General features: G+C 38.8%; 13 protein-coding genes. 10 read left to right on the top strand and 3 right to left on the bottom strand.

Translation table 11 applies throughout. From position 1 onward, the window contains the following. Window positions 1-20: 20 nt before the first annotated feature. Complete coding sequence (locus J7E57_RS05375) at window positions 21-3,365, bottom strand: TonB-dependent receptor domain-containing protein (RefSeq protein WP_215125924.1); 3,345 nt, start codon at window positions 3,363-3,365, stop codon at window positions 21-23. 616 nt (window positions 3,366-3,981) lie between these two features. On the opposite strand from J7E57_RS05375, the gene lpdA reads away from it, so the two are divergent. From lpdA to asnS, 9 genes are all read left to right on the top strand, one after another. After that, window positions 3,982-5,370 (top strand): dihydrolipoyl dehydrogenase, encoded by a 1,389-nt coding sequence (lpdA, locus tag J7E57_RS05370; protein ID WP_215125923.1) that lies wholly within the window; start codon window positions 3,982-3,984, stop codon window positions 5,368-5,370. 182 nt (window positions 5,371-5,552) lie between these two features. Next, on the top strand, window positions 5,553-6,392 hold the full coding sequence (locus tag J7E57_RS05365) for an MBL fold metallo-hydrolase (RefSeq protein WP_215125922.1): 840 nt from the start codon (window positions 5,553-5,555) through the stop codon (window positions 6,390-6,392). Further along, on the top strand, window positions 6,393-6,953 hold the full coding sequence (locus J7E57_RS05360; RefSeq protein WP_215125921.1) for a GNAT family N-acetyltransferase: 561 nt from the start codon (window positions 6,393-6,395) through the stop codon (window positions 6,951-6,953). Window positions 6,954-7,066: 113 nt separating this feature from the next. Further along, window positions 7,067-7,426: a hypothetical protein gene (locus J7E57_RS05355; RefSeq protein ID WP_215125920.1), complete on the top strand. Its 360-nt coding sequence runs from the start codon at window positions 7,067-7,069 to the stop codon at window positions 7,424-7,426. A 758-nt stretch (window positions 7,427-8,184) separates the two neighbouring features. Continuing rightward, complete coding sequence (locus J7E57_RS05350) at window positions 8,185-8,712, top strand: ferritin (RefSeq protein WP_131534154.1); 528 nt, start codon at window positions 8,185-8,187, stop codon at window positions 8,710-8,712. A gap of 1,032 nt (window positions 8,713-9,744) precedes the next feature. Further along, window positions 9,745-11,193 (top strand): circularly permuted type 2 ATP-grasp protein, encoded by a 1,449-nt coding sequence (locus J7E57_RS05345; RefSeq protein WP_215125919.1) that lies wholly within the window; start codon window positions 9,745-9,747, stop codon window positions 11,191-11,193. A 10-nt stretch (window positions 11,194-11,203) separates the two neighbouring features. Continuing rightward, entirely contained in the window at window positions 11,204-12,139 is a 936-nt protein-coding gene (locus tag J7E57_RS05340; RefSeq protein WP_215125918.1) for an alpha-E domain-containing protein, read from the top strand. Between the two features lie 113 nt (window positions 12,140-12,252). Then, complete coding sequence (locus J7E57_RS05335) at window positions 12,253-13,242, top strand: transglutaminase domain-containing protein (RefSeq protein WP_215125917.1); 990 nt, start codon at window positions 12,253-12,255, stop codon at window positions 13,240-13,242. Window positions 13,243-13,546: 304 nt separating this feature from the next. Further along, window positions 13,547-14,995, top strand: coding sequence for an asparagine--tRNA ligase (gene asnS, locus J7E57_RS05330; RefSeq protein WP_215125916.1), 1,449 nt, complete (start codon window positions 13,547-13,549; stop codon window positions 14,993-14,995). Window positions 14,996-15,605: 610 nt separating this feature from the next. Here the strand turns inward: asnS and J7E57_RS05325 are convergent. Then, on the bottom strand, window positions 15,606-17,267 hold the full coding sequence (locus J7E57_RS05325) for an FMN-binding glutamate synthase family protein (protein WP_215125915.1): 1,662 nt from the start codon (window positions 17,265-17,267) through the stop codon (window positions 15,606-15,608). Window positions 17,268-17,350: 83 nt separating this feature from the next. On the opposite strand from J7E57_RS05325, the gene J7E57_RS05320 reads away from it, so the two are divergent. Beyond that, window positions 17,351-17,971 carry an L-threonylcarbamoyladenylate synthase gene (locus J7E57_RS05320; RefSeq protein WP_029275823.1) on the top strand — a complete coding sequence of 207 codons (621 nt, stop codon included), beginning with the start codon at window positions 17,351-17,353 and terminating at the stop codon, window positions 17,969-17,971. A 1,181-nt stretch (window positions 17,972-19,152) separates the two neighbouring features. On the opposite strand, the gene J7E57_RS05315 is transcribed toward J7E57_RS05320, so the two are convergent. Continuing rightward, window positions 19,153-19,434, bottom strand: coding sequence for a hypothetical protein (locus tag J7E57_RS05315; RefSeq protein WP_215125914.1), 282 nt, complete (start codon window positions 19,432-19,434; stop codon window positions 19,153-19,155). Between the last annotated feature and the right edge of the window lie 579 nt (window positions 19,435-20,013).

The following is a 20,013-nucleotide window of genomic DNA, read 5'->3' as shown; positions in this document are numbered from 1 at the left end:
CAATTTAAAAATTTACAGCCTTAGTTGAAATTATAACGTACACCAAACTGCATGTAATAGGTTGATGAAATGGTTTGTGAAGTACCAAATGACTCTCTCACGATATCGCCTTGTGCATTAGCAACCCTAAATGTAGGTTTTGTTGTTGCACTGATAGATGATACGTTTTGAGGAACCAAGATAGCAGCGTTATTTGCAAAGTTCACATTTCCCCATTTACGATTTAATAAATTACCTACGTTGAAGATATCAACTGTAAACTGAAATGAATTTTTAGATTTTCCGTAGTTTCTGAAAACTTCCTGCGTTAATCTAAAGTCGAACTGATTCCTCCAAGGTAATAATGCACCATTACGCTCAGCATATTCTCCTTTGTGTTTGCTTAGATAAGGATCATTATTAACATAATTCATAAAAATATCACTCTGTTCTTGGGCACTATATGGTTTTGCATATCCAGTTGTTCCGGCAGGAATATTTACAAAAGTTATCTCAGATGGATCACGCGGGATGTAGATTAAATCATTTGTCTGTCCATCACGGTTGAAATCTGCACTATAGCTATACGAATATCTTCCTTGTTGCGATCCAGAATAGAACAATGAGAATGAAGTAGCTAAATTCTTTAAGTATTCTTTTCTGTATGAAATATTAGCAACAATACGATCTGGGGTTAAGTTTTGAGAATAACTTAAAGTTGGGTTATTAGGGTTTGTTGAAGTAAATGGAATAGACCATAAATTTAACAATTGGTCACCACTACCATCACCGTAATTACGTTGATCAGATCTGGTATAAGCGATCATTGCAGATAAACCTCCTTGAAATTGTTTTGTTAATTGTGCAGTAGCTTGCCAGTTGTAACCACCTTTAGCATTCGTCATTTGAACAACGTTTAAAGCTGAAGTACCGGTGGCACTTGGAAGACCAGCAGATGTAATGTTTACAACTTGTCTAGAGTTTACAGAACTTCCGTAAAATGGTCTGTTATCCGGATAACCAGGGATATTTAATGCTGTTGGGGCTTGTAAGTTTACATTTTCAGCAACTGCTACATTAAGATCTTTTCCATAAATGCCTTCTAGTGTAGCAACTATACCACCAGGTAGTTTAAAATCTACTGCTAAGCTTGACTTCCAAGTTTGAGGGAACTTTAAATTAGGAGACATAGCACTAATTGTTCCGGGAATACTTGTTCCAGCTGCCGGAGCTGCTGTAGTTAAGTTTGGCGCAATGCTTGGGTTAAAGAATGGTGTTGATGCTCCAGAATAAACCTGAGTGTACTGAAGTAAACCAGCATCACCAGATTGAGAAACGATCCATACGAAAGGTACACGACCGGTAAAGATACCTGAACCACCACGAACCTGTAGTGACCGGTCACCCAATACATCCCAGTTAAAACCAAAACGTGGTGAATAAGTTAATTTGGCATCAGGTAAAACTCCAGTATCAACTTTTTGCCCATTCGCAAATGTTTGCGCTGCAACTAAAGGATGTGTTCTAATCTCCGAAACATCAGGATATGTTGCTCGTTCAAAACGGATACCAGCAGTAAGCTTCAAACGATCAGAAATCGTAAACTCATCCTGTAAATAAGCAGAATATTGGGCAAATTTAAAACTTGGATAAGCTTGAGAACCATCAGCAGTTAATGGATAAGTTACTGAATACTGCAATGGTCTTGCATTATTATAAAAATCAGCATAAGAAGCGAAAGTATAAAAACCGGTACCAAAACGTTGGAAACCATTTTTGGTTGTGCTAAACTCAGCTTGTAAACCCAAAGTAATGTTATGTTTGCCTAAAGCTAAACTTAAGTCATCAGAGTAAGTATAACCTTTAACATCCCTTAAGTTTCCGTAAGTAAAAGGCTCATAACCAAAAGTAGTTAACACACTACCAGCTGATGTTCCGCTTTGAGTATTATTTAAAATATCAACCAAAGGAAAAGGAGCACTATCAGAAGCCCTAGGATCATTCTGATGAGAATAAGTAGCACGCAAAACGTTTGTTACTTTACTACCAAAGTTTGAGTTTAACTCAGCTACTGCAGAGTATAAATTTGCTGCCTGATAGTAATTTGAGTTTGAAAAATTCAAACCTGCATTTGTTGCAGTTCCGGATCTATTATTACCATAACCCAAATTGCCTGTTACACCAGAACCTGTAACTGAGGTACTGGCAGGACTTGGAGACTGACTCTCAACCTGGTTGTAACGAACACTAAAACGGTGGTTTTTAGAAATATTCCAATCTAAACGGGCAAACATTTTCTCGTTGTCGCTAATATTCGAATATCCTTGATAAACCCCTGGATCATAACCATACTTAGAAATCAAGTAGGATTTTAGCGCATCTAAATCAGATGCAGTTGCAGGAGCAACAGTAGATACACCACTATTATAAGGCAAACTTGGGGTTGCAGCAATCCTATTATTTCCTGGCTCAGTAGTGTGTTTCTTCTCATAGTTAACAAAAAAGAACAACTTATCTTTAATTATCGGTCCACCTAAACTAAAGCCATAATTTTTCTCATCCAATTTTTGTAATACCGGAATCCTATAAGTTTCACCAATTCTTTTCCCTTGCTGTTCCTCACCACGCATGGTGTAAAATGCATTTCCAGAAAATGTATTCGATCCAGAACGTGTTACAGCTGATACAGACCCGCCAACAAAACCTGATTGACGAACATCATAAGGAGTAACATTAATTGAAATCTGTTCTAATGCATCTATCGAAATTGGAGAACCGTTAGCGGGAATATTTTGACCAATACCGAACTGGTTATTAAAGTTCGCACCATCAACTGTAAAGTTATTCGAACGGTAGTTACCACCACCAATTGATGTACCATTTGCCTGTGGCGTTAAACGGGTTAAATCATTAACACTACGTGAAATGCTAGGTAAACTTTGAATCTGTTGTCTAGTAACTACTGTACTAGCACCACTCTTATTAGAATTCATGATGGCGTTACTGCTTTGACCAACAACTTTAACCTCTGCTAAAGTTGAAGTATTATCGGTAAGCGTTAAATTTAAAACATAAGGTTCACCTAATTTTAAATAAAGTTCAGTTTGTTTCTCTGGTCTGTAACCAACAAAACTAATTTCAATGGTATAAGGACCGCCAACCCGCATACCACCGATGGTAAAACGGCCATCGTTGTTTGTAGATACCGAATAAACAGTCCCAGTTGGTGTATGTGTTGCTTTAACACTTGCACCAGGTAAGGCGCCTTTGGCATCCTTAATTGTTCCTGTCATTGATGATGTGGTTACCTGTGCATTTGCACAAAAAGTAAAACCTACAAATGCAACAATAACCAGTACTAATCTTAAAAGTAAAGATTTCTTCATACTTTGTTTTTTAAATGTTTTTTGTTGTTGAATAATAAATCTAATAGGGATATTAATGCCGCAAATGTACCCAATAAAATTTAACACATTTTAACATTCAATGTTAAATTATCGTTAAGTATGGCAAAACTTTTCAACATTTAACATCATTTAAGGTAGTTATAACTTTCAGTTTATCAATACTTTGATAAGAGAACTAAATTTTTAACAATAGAAGCTGTTTTTAGTTATAATTTAAGCAGAAAATAAGCTACAACAATGATATTTTTCAAATAACAACAACTCACAATAAATATTTACTAAAAAAATAGACAGTTATATAAACCAACTACACTATTTTATTTGACTATCTACAAATACTAAAGCTTTAAAATGCGATGTTAAATTTAAAGCAACAATATTCAGTCATTGTAAATTTTAACTGCCATTGCAACATTGCCCTTATCAATTGATATTTTTTTTTTAGTTTTGGCAATCGTTGAATTAAAAAATTCAATGTCGTAAGGTGATTGTAGAAAACTATCAACACGAGAATTATCCTTTATATAGGAGACTCCTTCAACAGAAGATTACATTTACACAAAACAATTAAAAAGCAAATCTCTTTAAAATAGATATGAATTACGACGTTATTGTTTTAGGCAGCGGCCCAGGTGGTTATGTAGCTGCAATCAGAGCTTCTCAATTGGGACTAAAAGTTGCAATTGTTGAGCGTGAATCATTAGGTGGTATTTGTTTAAACTGGGGCTGTATCCCTACTAAAGCACTTTTAAAAAGTGCCCAGGTTTTCGAATATATTAATCATGCTGCTGATTACGGAATTACGACTGCCGGTGCAACCGCAGATTTTGCTGCTATAGTAAAACGCAGCCGTGGCGTTGCCGATGGCATGAGTAAAGGCGTTCAGTTTTTAATGAAAAAAAATAAAATTGACGTCATCATGGGAACTGGTAAAGTAAAACCGGGGAACAAATTAGAAGTTAAAGGTGCTGATGGTTCTCAACAAGAACTAAGTGCAAAAAATATCATCATTGCCACAGGTGCACGTTCAAGAGAATTGCCTAACCTGAAACAAGACGGCAAAAAAATTATCGGCTACCGCCAGGCAATGGTACTTCCTGAATTACCAAAAAGCATGGTAGTAGTAGGTTCTGGTGCTATTGGTGTAGAATTCGCCTATTTCTATGCTACCATGGGCACAAAAGTAACCATCGTAGAATTTATGGATAACGTTGTTCCGGTTGAAGATGAAGACGTTTCTAAACAATTGTTACGCAGCCTCAAAAAAGTAGGTATCGATGTCATGACATCAGCAAGTGTTGAATCTGTTGATACCAGCGGTGCAGGCTGTAAAGTTTCTGTTAAAACAGCTTCAGGCATGCAGACTATTGAGGCCGACATCGTGCTTTCAGCTGCTGGTATTGTAGCCAACATCGAAAACATTGGTTTAGAAGAAACCGGTATCAAAACGGAGAAAGGTAAAATCGTTACCGACGAATTCTACAATACTTCAGTTAAAGGTTATTATGCAATTGGCGATGTTGTAGGCGGTCAGGCACTTGCCCACGTGGCTTCTGCAGAAGGTATTATCTGTGTAGAAAAAATTGCTGGTCAGCATGCCGAGCCATTAGATTACAACAACATCCCGGGATGTACCTATTGCACACCTGAAATTGCTTCAGTAGGTTACACCGAAAAAGCAGCAAAAGCAGCAGGTTACGAATTGAAAATTGGTAAATTCCCGTTCTCTGCATCAGGTAAAGCAAGTGCTGCCGGCGCTAAAGATGGTTTCGTAAAATTAATTTTCGATGCCAAATACGGCGAATTATTAGGCGCACACATGATCGGTGCCAACGTTACCGAAATGATCGCTGAAATCGTAGTTGCCCGTAAATTAGAAACGACTGGTCACGAAATGATTAAATCTGTTCACCCTCACCCTACCATGAGCGAAGCCATTATGGAAGCTGCAGCTGATGCATACGGAGAAGTAATACATTTATAAGGTAGAAGGTTTGAAGGTGGAAGGCATAAGGCGCCAAAACCATAAGTAAAACCAATATCATTTACAAAAACCCTTTAGTTAAAGCTGAAGGGTTTTTGTATTTTTAGCCAATTCCAGTCTTGATACTAGATATTAATTACTCGATACTAACTACTTGGTACTAATTACTTGATACTACAAAAATGAAACTCCACACCATAAACACAGGCTTATTTAAATTAGATGGTGGCGCCATGTTCGGCGTTGTACCCAAGGCCATCTGGCAAAAAACAAACCCTGCTGATGCGAATAACCTTTGCACCTGGGCCATGCGTTGCCTTTTAATCGAAGAGGGTAATCAATTGATTTTAGTGGATACCGGGATTGGAAACAAACAGGACGAAAAGTTTTTCAGTCATTATTACCTGCATGGGGATGACTCGATGGAAAAATCGCTGGCGCAATTGGATTTCAGTACGGCCGATATTACTGATGTTTTCCTCACACACCTTCATTTTGATCATGTTGGCGGGGCAATAGTAAGAGAAAACGAGAAACTGATACCAGCCTTTAAAAATGCGCATTATTGGAGTAATGAAAAACATTGGCAATGGGCAGTAGCGCCAAATGCAAGGGAAAAAGCTTCTTTCTTAAAGGAAAACATCCTGCCGATCCAGGAAAGCGGACAACTTAAATTTATTGATGAAATAGAAAATATCGAATGGCAAAAAAATATCAACATCAGTTTCGCCTATGGCCACACCGATGCCATGATGCTACCTAAAATCAGTTACAAAGGCAGAACCATTGTGTATATGGCCGATCTTTTACCTTCAGTTGGGCATCTTCCCCTACCTTATGTAATGGCTTATGATATGTTTCCGTTAAAAACATTGACTGAGAAACAAGCTTTTTTAGAAGAAGCCGTTAACAACAACTATATCTTATACCTGGAGCACGATCCAGTTAACGAATGCTGTACTTTACAAAGAACAGAAAAAGGAATCCGTGTGGCAGAAACTTTTAACCTGAGCGATATTTAAATGATCAGACCAGCCAAGCCAATAGATGCAGAAGAAGTTGTACCACTGGTTATTCAGGCAATGGGCAAGCTGGCGAAGAAATTAACCAATGTAGAAGATGATGGAATCATTAATCGGATCTTTAAACATTTTTTCCAACAAGAGAACAATCAATACAGTTACGAAAATACCTTGATTTATGAAGACGAGGGCAAAATTCTAGGATCTTTAAATGCCTATGATGGTGGAAAACTCCTAAAACTCCGTCAGCCATTTTTAGCATACCTGGCTGAGCATTACCAGGCCAATGACAATAATCCAGGCACCGAAACCCAAAGCGGCGAATTTTACCTCGATACCATTAGTGTTAATCCAAATGCTCAGGGAAAGGGAATAGGAAAACAGCTCATTAAAGCAGGAATTGATTGGGCTGAACAACTTGGCCACCACAACATCGGCTTATTGGTAGAACAAAACAACGATCGGGCATTAAAGCTTTACCAGAATATGGGCTTTGCTATTCAAAATGAAAAACAATTTATGGGCGGATTATACCATCATATGGTCTTTAAGGTCAAATAAATAACCATCCAATATCGTTTTTGTACCGCCAAACGCTCCGCACCCAACGCTTCTCTAAATTTATTTTCATTTTTATTTGTATTTAATCTAAATAATACCAATTTTTGTAACCGATGGAAAAAGCGTGTATCGATATTAATGAACTGGTTAACGTATTCTCAAATACCCATGGTTCTATTTATCAATCAGATAAATTAAACTGCTTTTATGTAGATTTTGGTGGCAAGTTTGCCCGTTACAATTGTCTGTCGCTTCAAAAATTAAAAAAGGTTGTAGAAGATATTGATATTGAAGCACTCCTTTTAAATACCCACAAAGCCGATTTCGAACTAGTTACCTTTAATGGTTGCGAACACATCTATTTATTAAGTGCCTTAGAAATTATTGCTTTAAAAGATTTGTTGCAAGGTACTTTTACTATGTTCAAATTAAATCACCTCATCAGCGACTGCCTTTACAGACTGGTTTATTAGTCGTTAGTTCAGTGGTTCATTAGTCATTAGTTTATTGGTAAGTTTAAATTGCTTATTGGTTAGCCGTATAAATTGGTTAATCGGTTAATTGTCTATAATGGCTAACTGCTTACATCAAACTACTAACTGAAAATTGCCAACTAAAAACTGTATTGCATTAATTACATCCATTTTTCGCTCAATTCTATTCGACGCGTCATACTGAACCCGATAGCTATCGGGTTGTTTCAGTATCTATTATACTAGAAAGATCCTGAGATAAACTACAATTGACAGATTCTAAAAATCGGCGTCATCTCGACCGGAGCACCGCGTAGTGGAGAGATCTTTGGACTAGATTAAAAGATCTCTCCACTACGGTCGAGATGACGATTCTTCGTGGCCTATCAATTCGCTAAAATCCCTTGTCATTAGTTGATATTGATTTTTATACAATAAGTCACTCCTTAGGATGACGATCACGATGTAAATTTCGATATACTGCCCTATTCTCCAATCCTCAGTTATTCACATGGACTTAATTCATTGAAAACTACAAACTGAAAATTGCCAACTAAAAACCAGCCTTTATCCTTCTGATCCTCAAGCACTATCCGTTTGGCGTTATTCAGCTATCCATTTCCACCTCCCCTCCCTTATTTAAACTGATTACAAATAACTAATTATCAGCAATTTAGACTAATTTCATATAGCAAATAAATCACACAATATGGTTAATTTGATGTTACATTTGTATCATTAGTTAAGCAAAGAAAATTATGAAAGACTTAATGCGCATTAAATGTTTAATATCACAGGATATTGAAACACTATTAAATCAGCAGATCAAAAAAGAAGCCCACTCTTCATCACTATATTTATCAATGTCATCTTGGTGTGACCAAAATGGATTCGATTTTTCAGCAGATTATTTCTTAAAGCAATCTGAAGAAGAAAGAGTACACCAGCTTAAATTGTTCAAATATGTTTTGGATATGGGTGGAAACGCAATATCTCCAGAAGTTTCGGGCATAAAAACCGAATTTGCTGGATTTAGAGAAGTTTTCGAAGATGCTTTAGAAGCAGAAATCGCCATTACCCAAAGCTTTAAAAACCTGGCTTCTAAATGCCATAAAGAACAGGATTTTGTAACCATGGAATTCTTAAACTGGTTCTTGAAAGAACAACGCGAAGAAGAATACAAAGCACGCAGGGCATTAGAATTATTCGAAGTGATTGGCGAAGAAGGCACAGGAAGATGGGAAATTGATAAACATGTGAACAAAATCACCTATTCAGAAGCATAAACAACAACAAAACATATATTAAAAAGCTATCCCGATTAAAGTCAGGATAGCTTTTTTTTGCAGTTAGAATCCCTACGAGGGATCGTCATTTCGACCGTAGCGGAGAAATCTTTTAAGCATAGCCCCAAGATATCGTCCCCGTTTGCAACGGGGATGCACGAGAAAAGCGATTTTATCGCACTAAAATAATCCTTCCCCAATAATTAGTAACTTAATTAGTCTGCGTTTTCCTCTTTTAAATCTACGGGAAAAACTTGGGCCCGCTTCCCCCTGATAATGTAGAAGAATAACGCTGGGGTCTGTTATTTCGAGATGGAAATTATTTCATAAAAATCAATATCAATAACAGGGGATTTTAAAGGAGATAGATAGTCTCGAAGTTTTAATTAAACATTTCTTTTTAAGTTACATACCCCCATCAACTCATTCCGGTTTTTTCTACCATATAAGATATTAAAGGTTCATATAAGCTCAATACCCTCATGTTTTCTTAAATTCCTTATATGGCTACAATTCAGTTCACCATCTCCTAGGAAACTCGAAACTCAATAAACACAACTTATAACACCTTCCTACAGGAACTGTTACCTTAAACTTGTTTAACATTTAATTGTGCAGAAAACATCAACAAAGATTCATTTAAATGAAATACAATTGAAAAAGCTAAAAAATCAGTCCGATAAAAAGAAAAGCTCCGTTTTACCGGAGCTTTTTTGGTTTAGGATGTTTGGTCTATGTTGATTATGAATAAGTCTTAATGCTTTTTGTAAAAAAAGCGCCGTTGCCAGCGCTTTTTTTAAACCAAATATATAATAATAATTAACGAGCATTACAAAAGTACAAACTTTATTCATATTATCAAGTATTTTTATAAAAAAAATTTAAATATTTAATTAAAAAATATATAAAAGCTTATAATTCAGTAATAAAAAACATAATAAACAGATAATAATCATATAAAAATTAATTTTTTATACAAAAACATTAGTTTTTTACTTACAAAATCATAATTTAAGGAAATATTTAAGCAAAATGATAGAAGATTTTATAAAAAATTACTTTAATCATCCCGAAACTTACGATGAAATGTTCCTAAATGGTGATAACTATAGAAAACACTATTCAAATTTCATAAGAAACTTTTCTAAAGAATCTCTCGAAAACCTGAACAAAAAGGAAGAACTCGCAAAAAAGCTGTTCATGAGCCAGGGTATTACCTTTACGGTATATGATAGTGGCGAAGGAATCGAAAAAATCTTCCCTTTCGATATCATTCCGAGAATTATTACCTCAACAGAGTGGAGTTTTATAGAAAAAGGAATAAAACAGCGCTTAAAAGCACTAAATCTTTTCTTAAAAGATGTTTATAGCAATCAATTTATCATAAAAGACAAAATTGTGCCCATAAATGTAATCTATTCTTGTCCGCATTTTGTAAGAGAGATGCACAATGTAAACGTATTACACGATATCTATATCCATATTGCCGGAATAGACCTGATAAGAGATCACGATGGAACATTTTATGTATTGGAAGATAATCTGCGCACACCTTCGGGGGTGAGCTATATGCTCGAGAACAGGGAAATTACCAAAAGATTATTCCCCGACCTTATTCCGCAGTGCGGCGTAAGAAGTGTAACCGAATACCCTGCCACATTATATAAAAATTTAATGAGCCTCTCTCCCAGAGCTGTTTCGAACCCAACAATTGTACTGTTAAGCCCCGGCATGTATAATTCTGCCTATTATGAACACACTACTTTGGCGCGTTTAATGGGCGTAGAGCTGGTAGAAGGACGCGATTTGGTGGTTAAAGATCAAAAGGTATTTATGAAAACCACTACAGGCCTGCAGCAGGTGGACGTGATTTATCGTCGTGTAGATGACGACTATCTTGATCCGCTGGTTTTTAATCCGAACAGCGTACTGGGCGTTGCAGGCCTAATGGGTGCCTATCGTAAAGGGAATGTAGCCATTATTAATGCAATAGGCAATGGCGTAGCCGACGATAAAGCGGTCTATACTTATGTACCAGATATGATCAGGTACTACCTGAACGAAGAACCCATTTTAAAAAATGTACCCACCTACCAGCTCAGCAATAAAGATGAGCTTGATTATGTTTTTGCAAACATTAATACGATGGTAATTAAAAAAACCAATGGAAGTGGTGGATATGGCATGTTAATGGGGCACGCCGCCAGCGAGCAGGAAACCGAAGAATATAAAATTGAGATACTCAAAGATCCGCGGAACTTTATTGCCCAACCCACCATCAGCTTATCCTCCGCCCCGTGTTTTATTAATGGAAAACTGGCTCCGCGCAGAATAGATCTTCGCCCTTTCGCTTTAAACGGGCCAGATGGCATTTCAATTGTTCCGGGCGGCTTAACCAGGGTAGCTTTAAAAGAAGGTTCGCTAGTCGTAAACAGCTCGCAAGGCGGCGGTAGTAAAGATACATGGGTTTTAACTTCTTAGAATACAGAATATGTTAAGTAGAGTTGCATCAAGCTTATATTGGTTAAGCAGATATGTTGAGCGCAGCGACGGTATGCTGCGCATGTTAAAAATAAATTACGCTTCCTCACAAGACACCATACAGGAATTTACCTGGAAGCCCGTAATCAGGATTTTTTCATCAGATGATGAGAATGAACTGTTAAATATCCAGCACGATAGCCGTGCCGTGATAGAATACCTCTTGTTAAACCGCGAGAATCCTAATTCGATTTTAAACATTGTTACCCTGGCACGGGAAAATGCACGGAGCGTTCAGGAACATATACCAAAAGATTTATGGCAATGCCTAAACGAGTACTACCACACCGTTAAAGATGAAAAGCTATTGTGGTATGTACAAAAAGACGATCCGGTTACCGCATTAGATATCCTGATTAAACAAGTAATGCTGTATAACGGAACAGCCGATAGCGCAATGGAACGTGGAGAAAGCAGAAGTTTTATGAATATTGGCAAACACCTGGAAAGAAGCATCCAATCGGTTGATATTTTGGACATTAAATTCAGCTCGATAAGCAGTAACCCTGATCTGTTGACCGATATATCGTATTGGAAACATTTATTGCTTTCGTTAGGTGGTTATGAACTGTACCTTAAAACCTATAGACAGGGTTTCGATGCGAAAAATATCATTGAGCTGGCTATGCTCAATAACGATTTCCCTCGGTCGGCACTGTACGCCATGAATAATATTGATAGATACTTTAACCGGCTAAAAAGCGAAAGCAATATCGAACATTACAACAACTTATCTTTTAAAATAGGGCGTTTAAAAAGTATGATTACCTATAGCTCGGTAAATACCATGAACGAAGAGCAGTTGCATCATTACCTTACAGAAATCAGAGCTGAACTTTTCGGCATCGGAAACCTGTTAAATGAATATTATTTCGCAAATTCATAAATAGTTTTTTAACCACAGATAAACATGATTAACACAGATACTATTTCCTTTTTTTGATTTTTCATCTGTGTTTATTCTTTTTATCTGTGTAACCTATAATAATAAAAACCAATATGCCAATTTTCAAAATCAAACATATCACCAATTATAAATACGAATTGCCCGTTCGGGACAGTGCAAATCAGATTATTTTATTTCCGATTAAAGATGATTACCAAAAAGTGGTTAAACACGACCTGAATATCTCTGGAAGCCCGGAGATTGAAATCTTTATCGATTATTACGGCAACGAAGTGGGAACTTTTACCCAAAATGAGCCACATACCCAACTTAAAATCTTTTCTAAAGTAAGTGTAGAAACTTTTGCCAAACCATTACCGCAAGATGATATGTTTAGCAGCGAACAATGGAACAGTTTAAGCGCTTTAAAATTTGAAGTGCCTTATATCGACTATTTACGACAGGAAAGTTTTGATGGCATTGTCCAATTAAAAGAAACGGCTTTAAGCATTAAAGGGCCTGAAGATACACCTTACCAAACCGCAATAAAATATTGCGCTGATGTTTTTAATAATTTCGAATACATTAAAGGGGTAACTGCGGTAGATACGACCATTAATGAAATCCTAAAGCTTAAAGCAGGTGTTTGCCAGGATTTTGCACATGTATTAACGGCCATGCTACGGTTAACAGGCATTCCGGCAAGATATGTGAGCGGTTACATCTGCCCCAACAGGGATGGTATGCGGGGCGAAGGTGCTACCCATGCCTGGGCCGAGGCCTATCTTCCCGAATATGGCTGGCTGGGCTTAGACCCTACCAACAATTGCATTGTTAACGAAAATCATGTACGCTTAGCTGTAGGCCGGAATTTTACCGATTGCTCGCCAGTAAAAGGTGTTTACAAAGGCGGTTTCGAACATATTATGGAGGTAAATGTTTCAGTAGGTTATAATGATGAGGATTTTAACGATAATGAAACCTATTTTCAACCGAAAGAAGTGAATTACACTAAACCATCTGGAACAATAACCACAGCCAGAACACAAAACAGCTATCAACAATACATGGAGGCCATCCAGCAGCAACAACAGCAACAATAGTTTGGAGTTGGGAGTTTTTAGTTCGGAGTTGACAGTTTCCAATTATCAGTTGATAGTTTTCAGTTCATCATTACCAGTTCGGAGTTTTTAGTTGGGAGGCTGCCAGTTTCCAATTCTCAATGATCAGTTGAGGTTTGTTAATTAACAGCTTTGAATTGGGAATTTGCTGTTACAGTTAACCGATTAAAACAATTAACCAATAATGATTCGATTGGCCTCATGCTAAAAAACTGAAAACTGTATACTGAAAACTGCTAACCGATACGTTTTTTTTTCTAAATTTGCGCCTTTTACAAATAACAATATGATTAAGAGACAGCAAATTAAAGATTTATTAAAGTCGACAGCATTTGACACAGAAGTAACGGTTATGGGATGGGTTAGAACTTTCCGTAATAATCAGTTTATTGCATTAAATGATGGGTCTTGCATGAGCAATATCCAGGTTGTGATCGATTTTAATAATTTACCTGATGAGCTGTTAAAAAGAATAACTACCGGTGCAGCCATTTCTGCAACAGGTAAATTGATCGAATCGCTTGGTAAAGGACAAACCGTTGAGATTAAGGCAACAACTGTAGAAATTTTGGGTGATAGCGATCCTGAAAAATTCCCATTACAACCAAAAAAACACAGTTTAGAGTTTTTACGCGAAATTGCACACTTGCGTTTCCGTACCAATACTTTTAATGCCGTTTTTAAAGTACGCCATGCTTTGGCTTTTGCCATTCACCAATTCTACAACGAACGTGGTTTCGTATACATGCACACGCCTGTAATTACAGCAAGTGATGCAGAAGGTGCCGGCGAAATGTTTAAGGTAACCACTTTAGATTTCGACAACACACCACGTACAGAAGATGGTAAAGTAGATTTCTCGCAGGATTTCTTCGCCCGTGCCACCAACTTAACCGTATCAGGACAATTGGAAGGTGAGTTAGCCGCAATGGCCTTCGGACAGATTTATACTTTCGGACCTACTTTTAGGGCAGAAAACTCAAATACAACACGTCACCTGGCCGAGTTCTGGATGATTGAGCCAGAAGTTGCCTTTGCCGATTTAGAAGATAACATGCAGCTTGCAGAAGATATGATGAAGTATGTAATTAAATATGCTTTAGACAACTGCAAAGATGAATTAGAATTCTTAAACACACGTTTAGCCGAAGAGGATAAACAAAAACCGCAGAACGAGCGCAGCGAATTTAGCCTGTTAGAGAAATTGGATTTCTGTTTAAGCAACGAGTTTGAACGTTTAACGTATACGGAGGCCATCAGGATTTTAAAATCTTCTAAACCAAACCAGAAGAAACAGTTTAAATACCTGATTGATGAATGGGGAGCTGATTTACAAAGTGAGCACGAACGTTACCTGGTAGAAAAACACTTTAAAAAACCGGTAATCTTAACTGATTACCCTGCTGATATTAAATCGTTCTACATGCGCCAGAATGAGCCAGATGCAGAAGGCAGACAAACTGTTGCAGCAATGGATATCTTATTCCCAGGCATTGGCGAAATGATTGGCGGATCGCAACGTGAGGAACGCCTAGACCGTTTAACTAAACGTATGGAAGATTTAAACATTCCACAGGAAGAACTTTGGTGGTATTTAGATACCCGCCGCTTTGGATCAGCTCCGCACTCGGGTTTTGGCCTAGGTTTCGAACGTTTGGTATTGTTCGTAACCGGAATGACCAACATCCGTGATGTAATTGCTTTCCCAAGGTTCCCGAAAAACGCTGAGTTTTAGGAAGGTTTAGGGTTTAGGGTTTAGGGTTTAGGGTTTAGGGTTTAGGGTTTAGGAAAAACAAATAGCCCATTATCAAAGAAGTCAAGTTTTAAAAACTTGACTTCTTTTTTTGCATTATTAAGACCCTGAGATAAACTACCTTACAGACTTTAATATAAGGGTCGTCATTGCTGAGGAGGAACGACGAAGCAATCTTTCATGCTAGTGGTCCCGCTATAAAGATTGCTTCGTCGGCTGAAAAAGCCTTCTCGCAAAGACGATGCCCTCACAATGTGAGCACAACCGAATTAATGTACGCTAAACAAATCATGGGTTTGAACAATCGTCCCAGCGGGACGTCTCATGGGTAGCCAATTGTACAATTGGCGTTTTCGTTGCGTAGGAACGTTTGGTGATTCACCCGTTAATACCTCTTCATTACTGGCCACCTAAACCTGGATTGACACGGATGCCGATTATTCATCGGCAGAAGCAAAAAGCAGGACTACAAAACCCAAGCACCACTGCCCTTGCTTTCCAAAAAAAAACAATTTCGCACAGGCCATGGCCAAACTTCCACAGTTCTGCCTACACTTAACCCCCTTTAAACTTCGTAAGTCAGCTCCCGCTTTTAACGTCCATCATCATGCATGGTATCGCCATACGGATTCGCATGCGCATAATCTACTGCCGAAACCTTATAATCGGTTGGCGCAAAACTAGCCGAAGTGCTCAGCGCCATACCTAGTTCGTAACGCGTTGGGTAAGGTGTTTTTAACAAGCTACCTGCCGGGATATACGGAAAACTCTCTAAATAACTCTGCATTACACTCGGACTCACCCGCCTGTTGATATACGCCCTACTTAACTGATGCGTTTCTCTTAAACCCGCAGCCCCCAATAGCTCTACAGCACTGGCTACGGTTAGGTTATGGAAGTTTTTAACACGAACGGTTTTATCTTCTACCACAAGGCCTTTCATTAAACTCTGATCTTGTGTAGCCACGCCTGTTGGGCAGGTATTGCTGTTACATTCTAAAGCCTGAATACAGCCCAAAGCGAACATCATTCCGCGGGCAGCATTACACATATCGGCACCAAGCGCTATATTTTTAACCAGATCGAAACCTGTTGCCACTTTGCCCGATGCGATAATTTTAATGTGTTTTTTCAGATCAAAACCATTCAAAACATCATATACAAAAGCTACACCTTCGCGCAGTGGCATACCTACCGAATTTGAAAACTCCTGTGGCGCAGCACCTGTTCCGCCCTCGCCACCATCAACGGTAATAAAATCAGGATAAATCCCGGTTTCTACCATGGCTTTACAGATGGCGTAAAATTCGCTTTTACGACCGATACAAAGCTTAAACCCTACAGGTTTACCGCCAGATAAATCCCTAAGTTTTTTAACAAATTCGATTAAACCCATAGGCGTATTAAAAGCCGAATGTGCAGGAGGCGACAATACATCTTTACCTGCGGGCACCAAACGGATCCGCGCCACCTCTGGTGTTACCTTTTTGGCTGGGAGCATACCACCGTGACCTGGTTTAGCTCCCTGAGAAAGTTTAATCTCGATCATTTTCACCTGATCGGTTTTTGCCCGCTCGGCATAAGCATCATAATTAAAGGTGCCATCGGCATTACGGCAACCAAAATAACCGGTACCAATCTGCCAGATTAAATCGCCTCCGGGCTGACGGTGATAATCGCTGATGCCACCTTCGCCGGTATTGTGTGCAAAGTTACCCATTTTAGCACCACCGTTTAAAGCCAGAATTGCATTCTGACTTAAGGAGCCAAAACTCATGGCTGATATATTATAAATACTCGCAGAGTAAGGTTTCTTACAATCCGGGCCACCGACAGTAACACGCGGATCTAAATTTAATTCGTGGTGAGAAATGGCGGCAATACTATGACTTAACCATTCGTAGCCGTTATCGTAAACATTTAACTGCGTTCCGAATGGAATGGTATCGTTATCTTTTTTAGCGCGCTGATAGATTAATGAGCGGTTTAACCTGCTATAAGGTGTACCGTTCGTATCGCTCTCTACAAAATACTGGTAAACTTTCGGCCTCAATTCTTCCATAAAATACCTTAATCGGCCAAAAACCGGGTAGTTCCTTACAATACTATGCTTGGGCTGATATAAATCGTAAATACCAAGAATTACAAAAGGACCTGTGAAGATGAATGTCCACCATAAAAAGGGATGGTACAAGCCCAGCATAATGGTTAGGGCAATTAAAAATGCAGCAATTGCGACGAAAGCTTTTCTCATAATAATAGATTAGCGTATGTTTTGTTGGTACAAAGATTAGGATTATTAAACAACTGACACCATTAATTTGTTATTTTTACGCTATGCTTATTAAGATTTATCCAGAAAACCCGAACGAAAGAGCCATTGAACAAGTTGTTGAAGTGTTGAAGAAAGGTGGTTTAATTATCTACCCAACCGATACTATTTATGGTTTGGGCTGCGATATCACCAATCCAAAAGCCATCGAAAAGATATGCAGAATACGTGGTATCAAACCCGAAAAGGCCAATTTCTCTTTTATCTGTCACGATTTAAAACACATTTCTGATTATATTAAACCGATTGACAATACCACTTTCAGGGTATTAAAAAAAGCACTACCGGGACCTTTTACCTTTATTTTTAATGCGAACAACAACGTACCCAAACTATTGAGTTCTAATAAAAAAACGGTGGGTATCCGTGTACCCGATAACAACATTGCCCGTTGTATTGTAAAAGAACTGGGTAACCCTATCCTATCTACTTCGATAAAGGATGACGATGATGTAATCGAATATTCTACCGACCCGGAATTGATTCACGAAAAATATGAAGACCTGGTTGATCTGGTAATCGACGGTGGTTACGGCGATAATGATGCCTCTACCGTAATTGATTGTACCACAGGCGAGTTCGAAGTGATCCGTGAGGGTAAGGGAAATATCGAGGAGTATTTATAAGATCTTTACTGCATAAAGCCAGATAACCTATTGTATTATAATATCTGATTACTTTTTTGGAAGTGAGTGGTCCGCTTCCATGTGGCGACCTTCAGCCCTGCTTTACACTTCAAGTCCTCATCCGATGCTAATTTAGTACCGATTTATCGGTAAAGGATCGGATTGCGGGCTTTCCGTTTCAATCAGGCTTAGTAACAATGGTTGGGATCCATTGAGCACAAATCTTTAAAATATAATAATTAGCGTTTAGCTGTTTAAATCGGCAGGAAATATGCGCCTTACAATATGCTCCATTCTATCGGCAACCTGCTATCGGCCTAGGAAAGATGGAAGGAGAAAACGTTAAAGCTTTGCACCTCCTTTCACCCCAACACTGCCCAGAGGCAGCATACCCTTTCCGATCCTTCATCGGAACTTGTGCTGGCGACCAATAAAGCTTTGACGAATTTATCCGACATCAGATCCAAGCCTTTCAGTTATGCCCTTGTGTTAGTTGTTTTTAACGGCAGGCATGCTTTCGCTGCGCTCAGGTTTGTTTCTTTTCTATCAAGAGAAAAGAAAAGCCGCTCGGCGGCGGTGAGCCGAGGCAAGCCCGAGCCTGGGGTAAAGAATAGCCAACACATTAAGATTCCCGCCTGCTCGGGAATGACGAACTATGTTTACGAAAAGTCCAAAGATCTCTCTGCTACGGAGATGACGACCCAGCGTACCCCTCATAGTTTCAGAGGAATAAATCTACGGATGCCTGTCTCTGCACCCTACAGTATGCTCCATGCGATCTGCACCCTGCTATCGGCCTAGCAGATTTTCGCAGGAAAAAGCACGGAAATATGTGCACTTCCCCTCGTTACCCCACAACCCAAGGCAGGATCAAGCGGGTGCGATGGGATAAGCCAGGGTAAGAGCCTCGATACTGCCGCTATCAAGATTTCCGTAGGTTTTTACAAAAAAAGATGCAAGCCTTGATCTTTTGTTTCTTTATCATCAAGGATAAAGAAAGAACCCTGAGCCAAAGGCAAGACCGAGCAAAGGACGACAGCCTAGCGATTGCTTTAAGGTTCCCGCCTGCGCGGGAATGACGACCGCATTAGAAATCATCTCTATCCATCATGCTATCTCCTCCCTGCTACCGGCCTAGGAAATGATGGAAGGAGAAAACGTTAAAGCTTTTGCACCTCCTTTCAACCTACCACTACCCCGAGGCAGCACAGCCTTTCCGATCCTTCATCGGAACTTGTGCTGGCGACCAATAAAGCTTTGACGAGTTTATCCGACATCAGATCCAAGCCTTGATTGTTTGTTTCTTTATCATCAAGGATAAAGAAAGAGCCCTCGGCGGCAGTGAGCCGAGGCAAGGCTGAGCAAAGGGCAAAACCTCCCCTTGAACCATAGTAATAAGATTGCTTCCTCGGCTGAAAAAGCCTCATCGCAATGACGAATTTATTGTAGTAGAAATAACGCATGATAAAGAAAGAGCCCCTCGGCGGCGGCGAGCCGAGGCAAGACTGCGCGAAGGACAAGAATAGCGATAGCTTTAAGGCTCCCGCCTACGCGGGAACCGATAGCTATCGGATGACGATCGTATCATAGCGAACGCCTTAAACCCTTATCCGCCTATCGGCACCTTTCCCCTGAAGGGGAAAGGGCTAATTCCCAACAGCAATAGGAGCCTAAAATTTATCAACATCCAACCTAAATACCAAAGAAATATATAAATTTATATTTTAATACCTTACTCCACAAGCTTTTAACAAAACAAACAACTAAAATTAACCTCATTCTAATACTGAATTAATATTCTACGCTTATTTTCGTAACCTAATCATTCTATATGGCGCTACAATTACTCCAATAAAGCTTTCCAGCTAAAAAAATCGTTGTCAGGCAAATAATTTTCGCACAATTGCTATAGGTATTTGCCTTATAGTAGTGATGATTTGCACTGAATGATCAAAAATCTTCTAATTACAATCCTTATTATTCTATATGGCAAAACGCTACTTCTGATCATTCGAATCCTCTCGGGACCGTTCCCGAAAAAT

It is taken from the genome of Pedobacter sp. ISL-64 (assembly GCF_018613605.1).
Lineage (GTDB): Bacteria > Bacteroidota > Bacteroidia > Sphingobacteriales > Sphingobacteriaceae > Pedobacter.
Note: the sequence above shows the minus strand (reverse complement) of the source record. Positions and strands in the feature narration are given on the sequence as shown.

Coding starts and splice junctions, on each gene's coding strand:
- J7E57_RS05355 (WP_215125920.1), top strand. CDS start 7,067: ATGGAAAAAGCGTGTATCGATATTAATGAACTGGTTAACGTATTCTCA.
- J7E57_RS05315 (WP_215125914.1), bottom strand. CDS start 19,434: ATGCGTTATTTCTACTACAATAAATTCGTCATTGCGATGAGGCTTTTT.
- J7E57_RS05345 (WP_215125919.1), top strand. CDS start 9,745: ATGATAGAAGATTTTATAAAAAATTACTTTAATCATCCCGAAACTTAC.
- J7E57_RS05320 (WP_029275823.1), top strand. CDS start 17,351: ATGCTTATTAAGATTTATCCAGAAAACCCGAACGAAAGAGCCATTGAA.
- J7E57_RS05365 (WP_215125922.1), top strand. CDS start 5,553: ATGAAACTCCACACCATAAACACAGGCTTATTTAAATTAGATGGTGGC.
- J7E57_RS05350 (WP_131534154.1), top strand. CDS start 8,185: ATGAAAGACTTAATGCGCATTAAATGTTTAATATCACAGGATATTGAA.
- J7E57_RS05360 (WP_215125921.1), top strand. CDS start 6,393: ATGATCAGACCAGCCAAGCCAATAGATGCAGAAGAAGTTGTACCACTG.
- J7E57_RS05335 (WP_215125917.1), top strand. CDS start 12,253: ATGCCAATTTTCAAAATCAAACATATCACCAATTATAAATACGAATTG.
- J7E57_RS05340 (WP_215125918.1), top strand. CDS start 11,204: ATGTTAAGTAGAGTTGCATCAAGCTTATATTGGTTAAGCAGATATGTT.
- J7E57_RS05375 (WP_215125924.1), bottom strand. CDS start 3,365: ATGAAGAAATCTTTACTTTTAAGATTAGTACTGGTTATTGTTGCATTT.
- lpdA (WP_215125923.1), top strand. CDS start 3,982: ATGAATTACGACGTTATTGTTTTAGGCAGCGGCCCAGGTGGTTATGTA.
- asnS (WP_215125916.1), top strand. CDS start 13,547: ATGATTAAGAGACAGCAAATTAAAGATTTATTAAAGTCGACAGCATTT.
- J7E57_RS05325 (WP_215125915.1), bottom strand. CDS start 17,267: ATGAGAAAAGCTTTCGTCGCAATTGCTGCATTTTTAATTGCCCTAACC.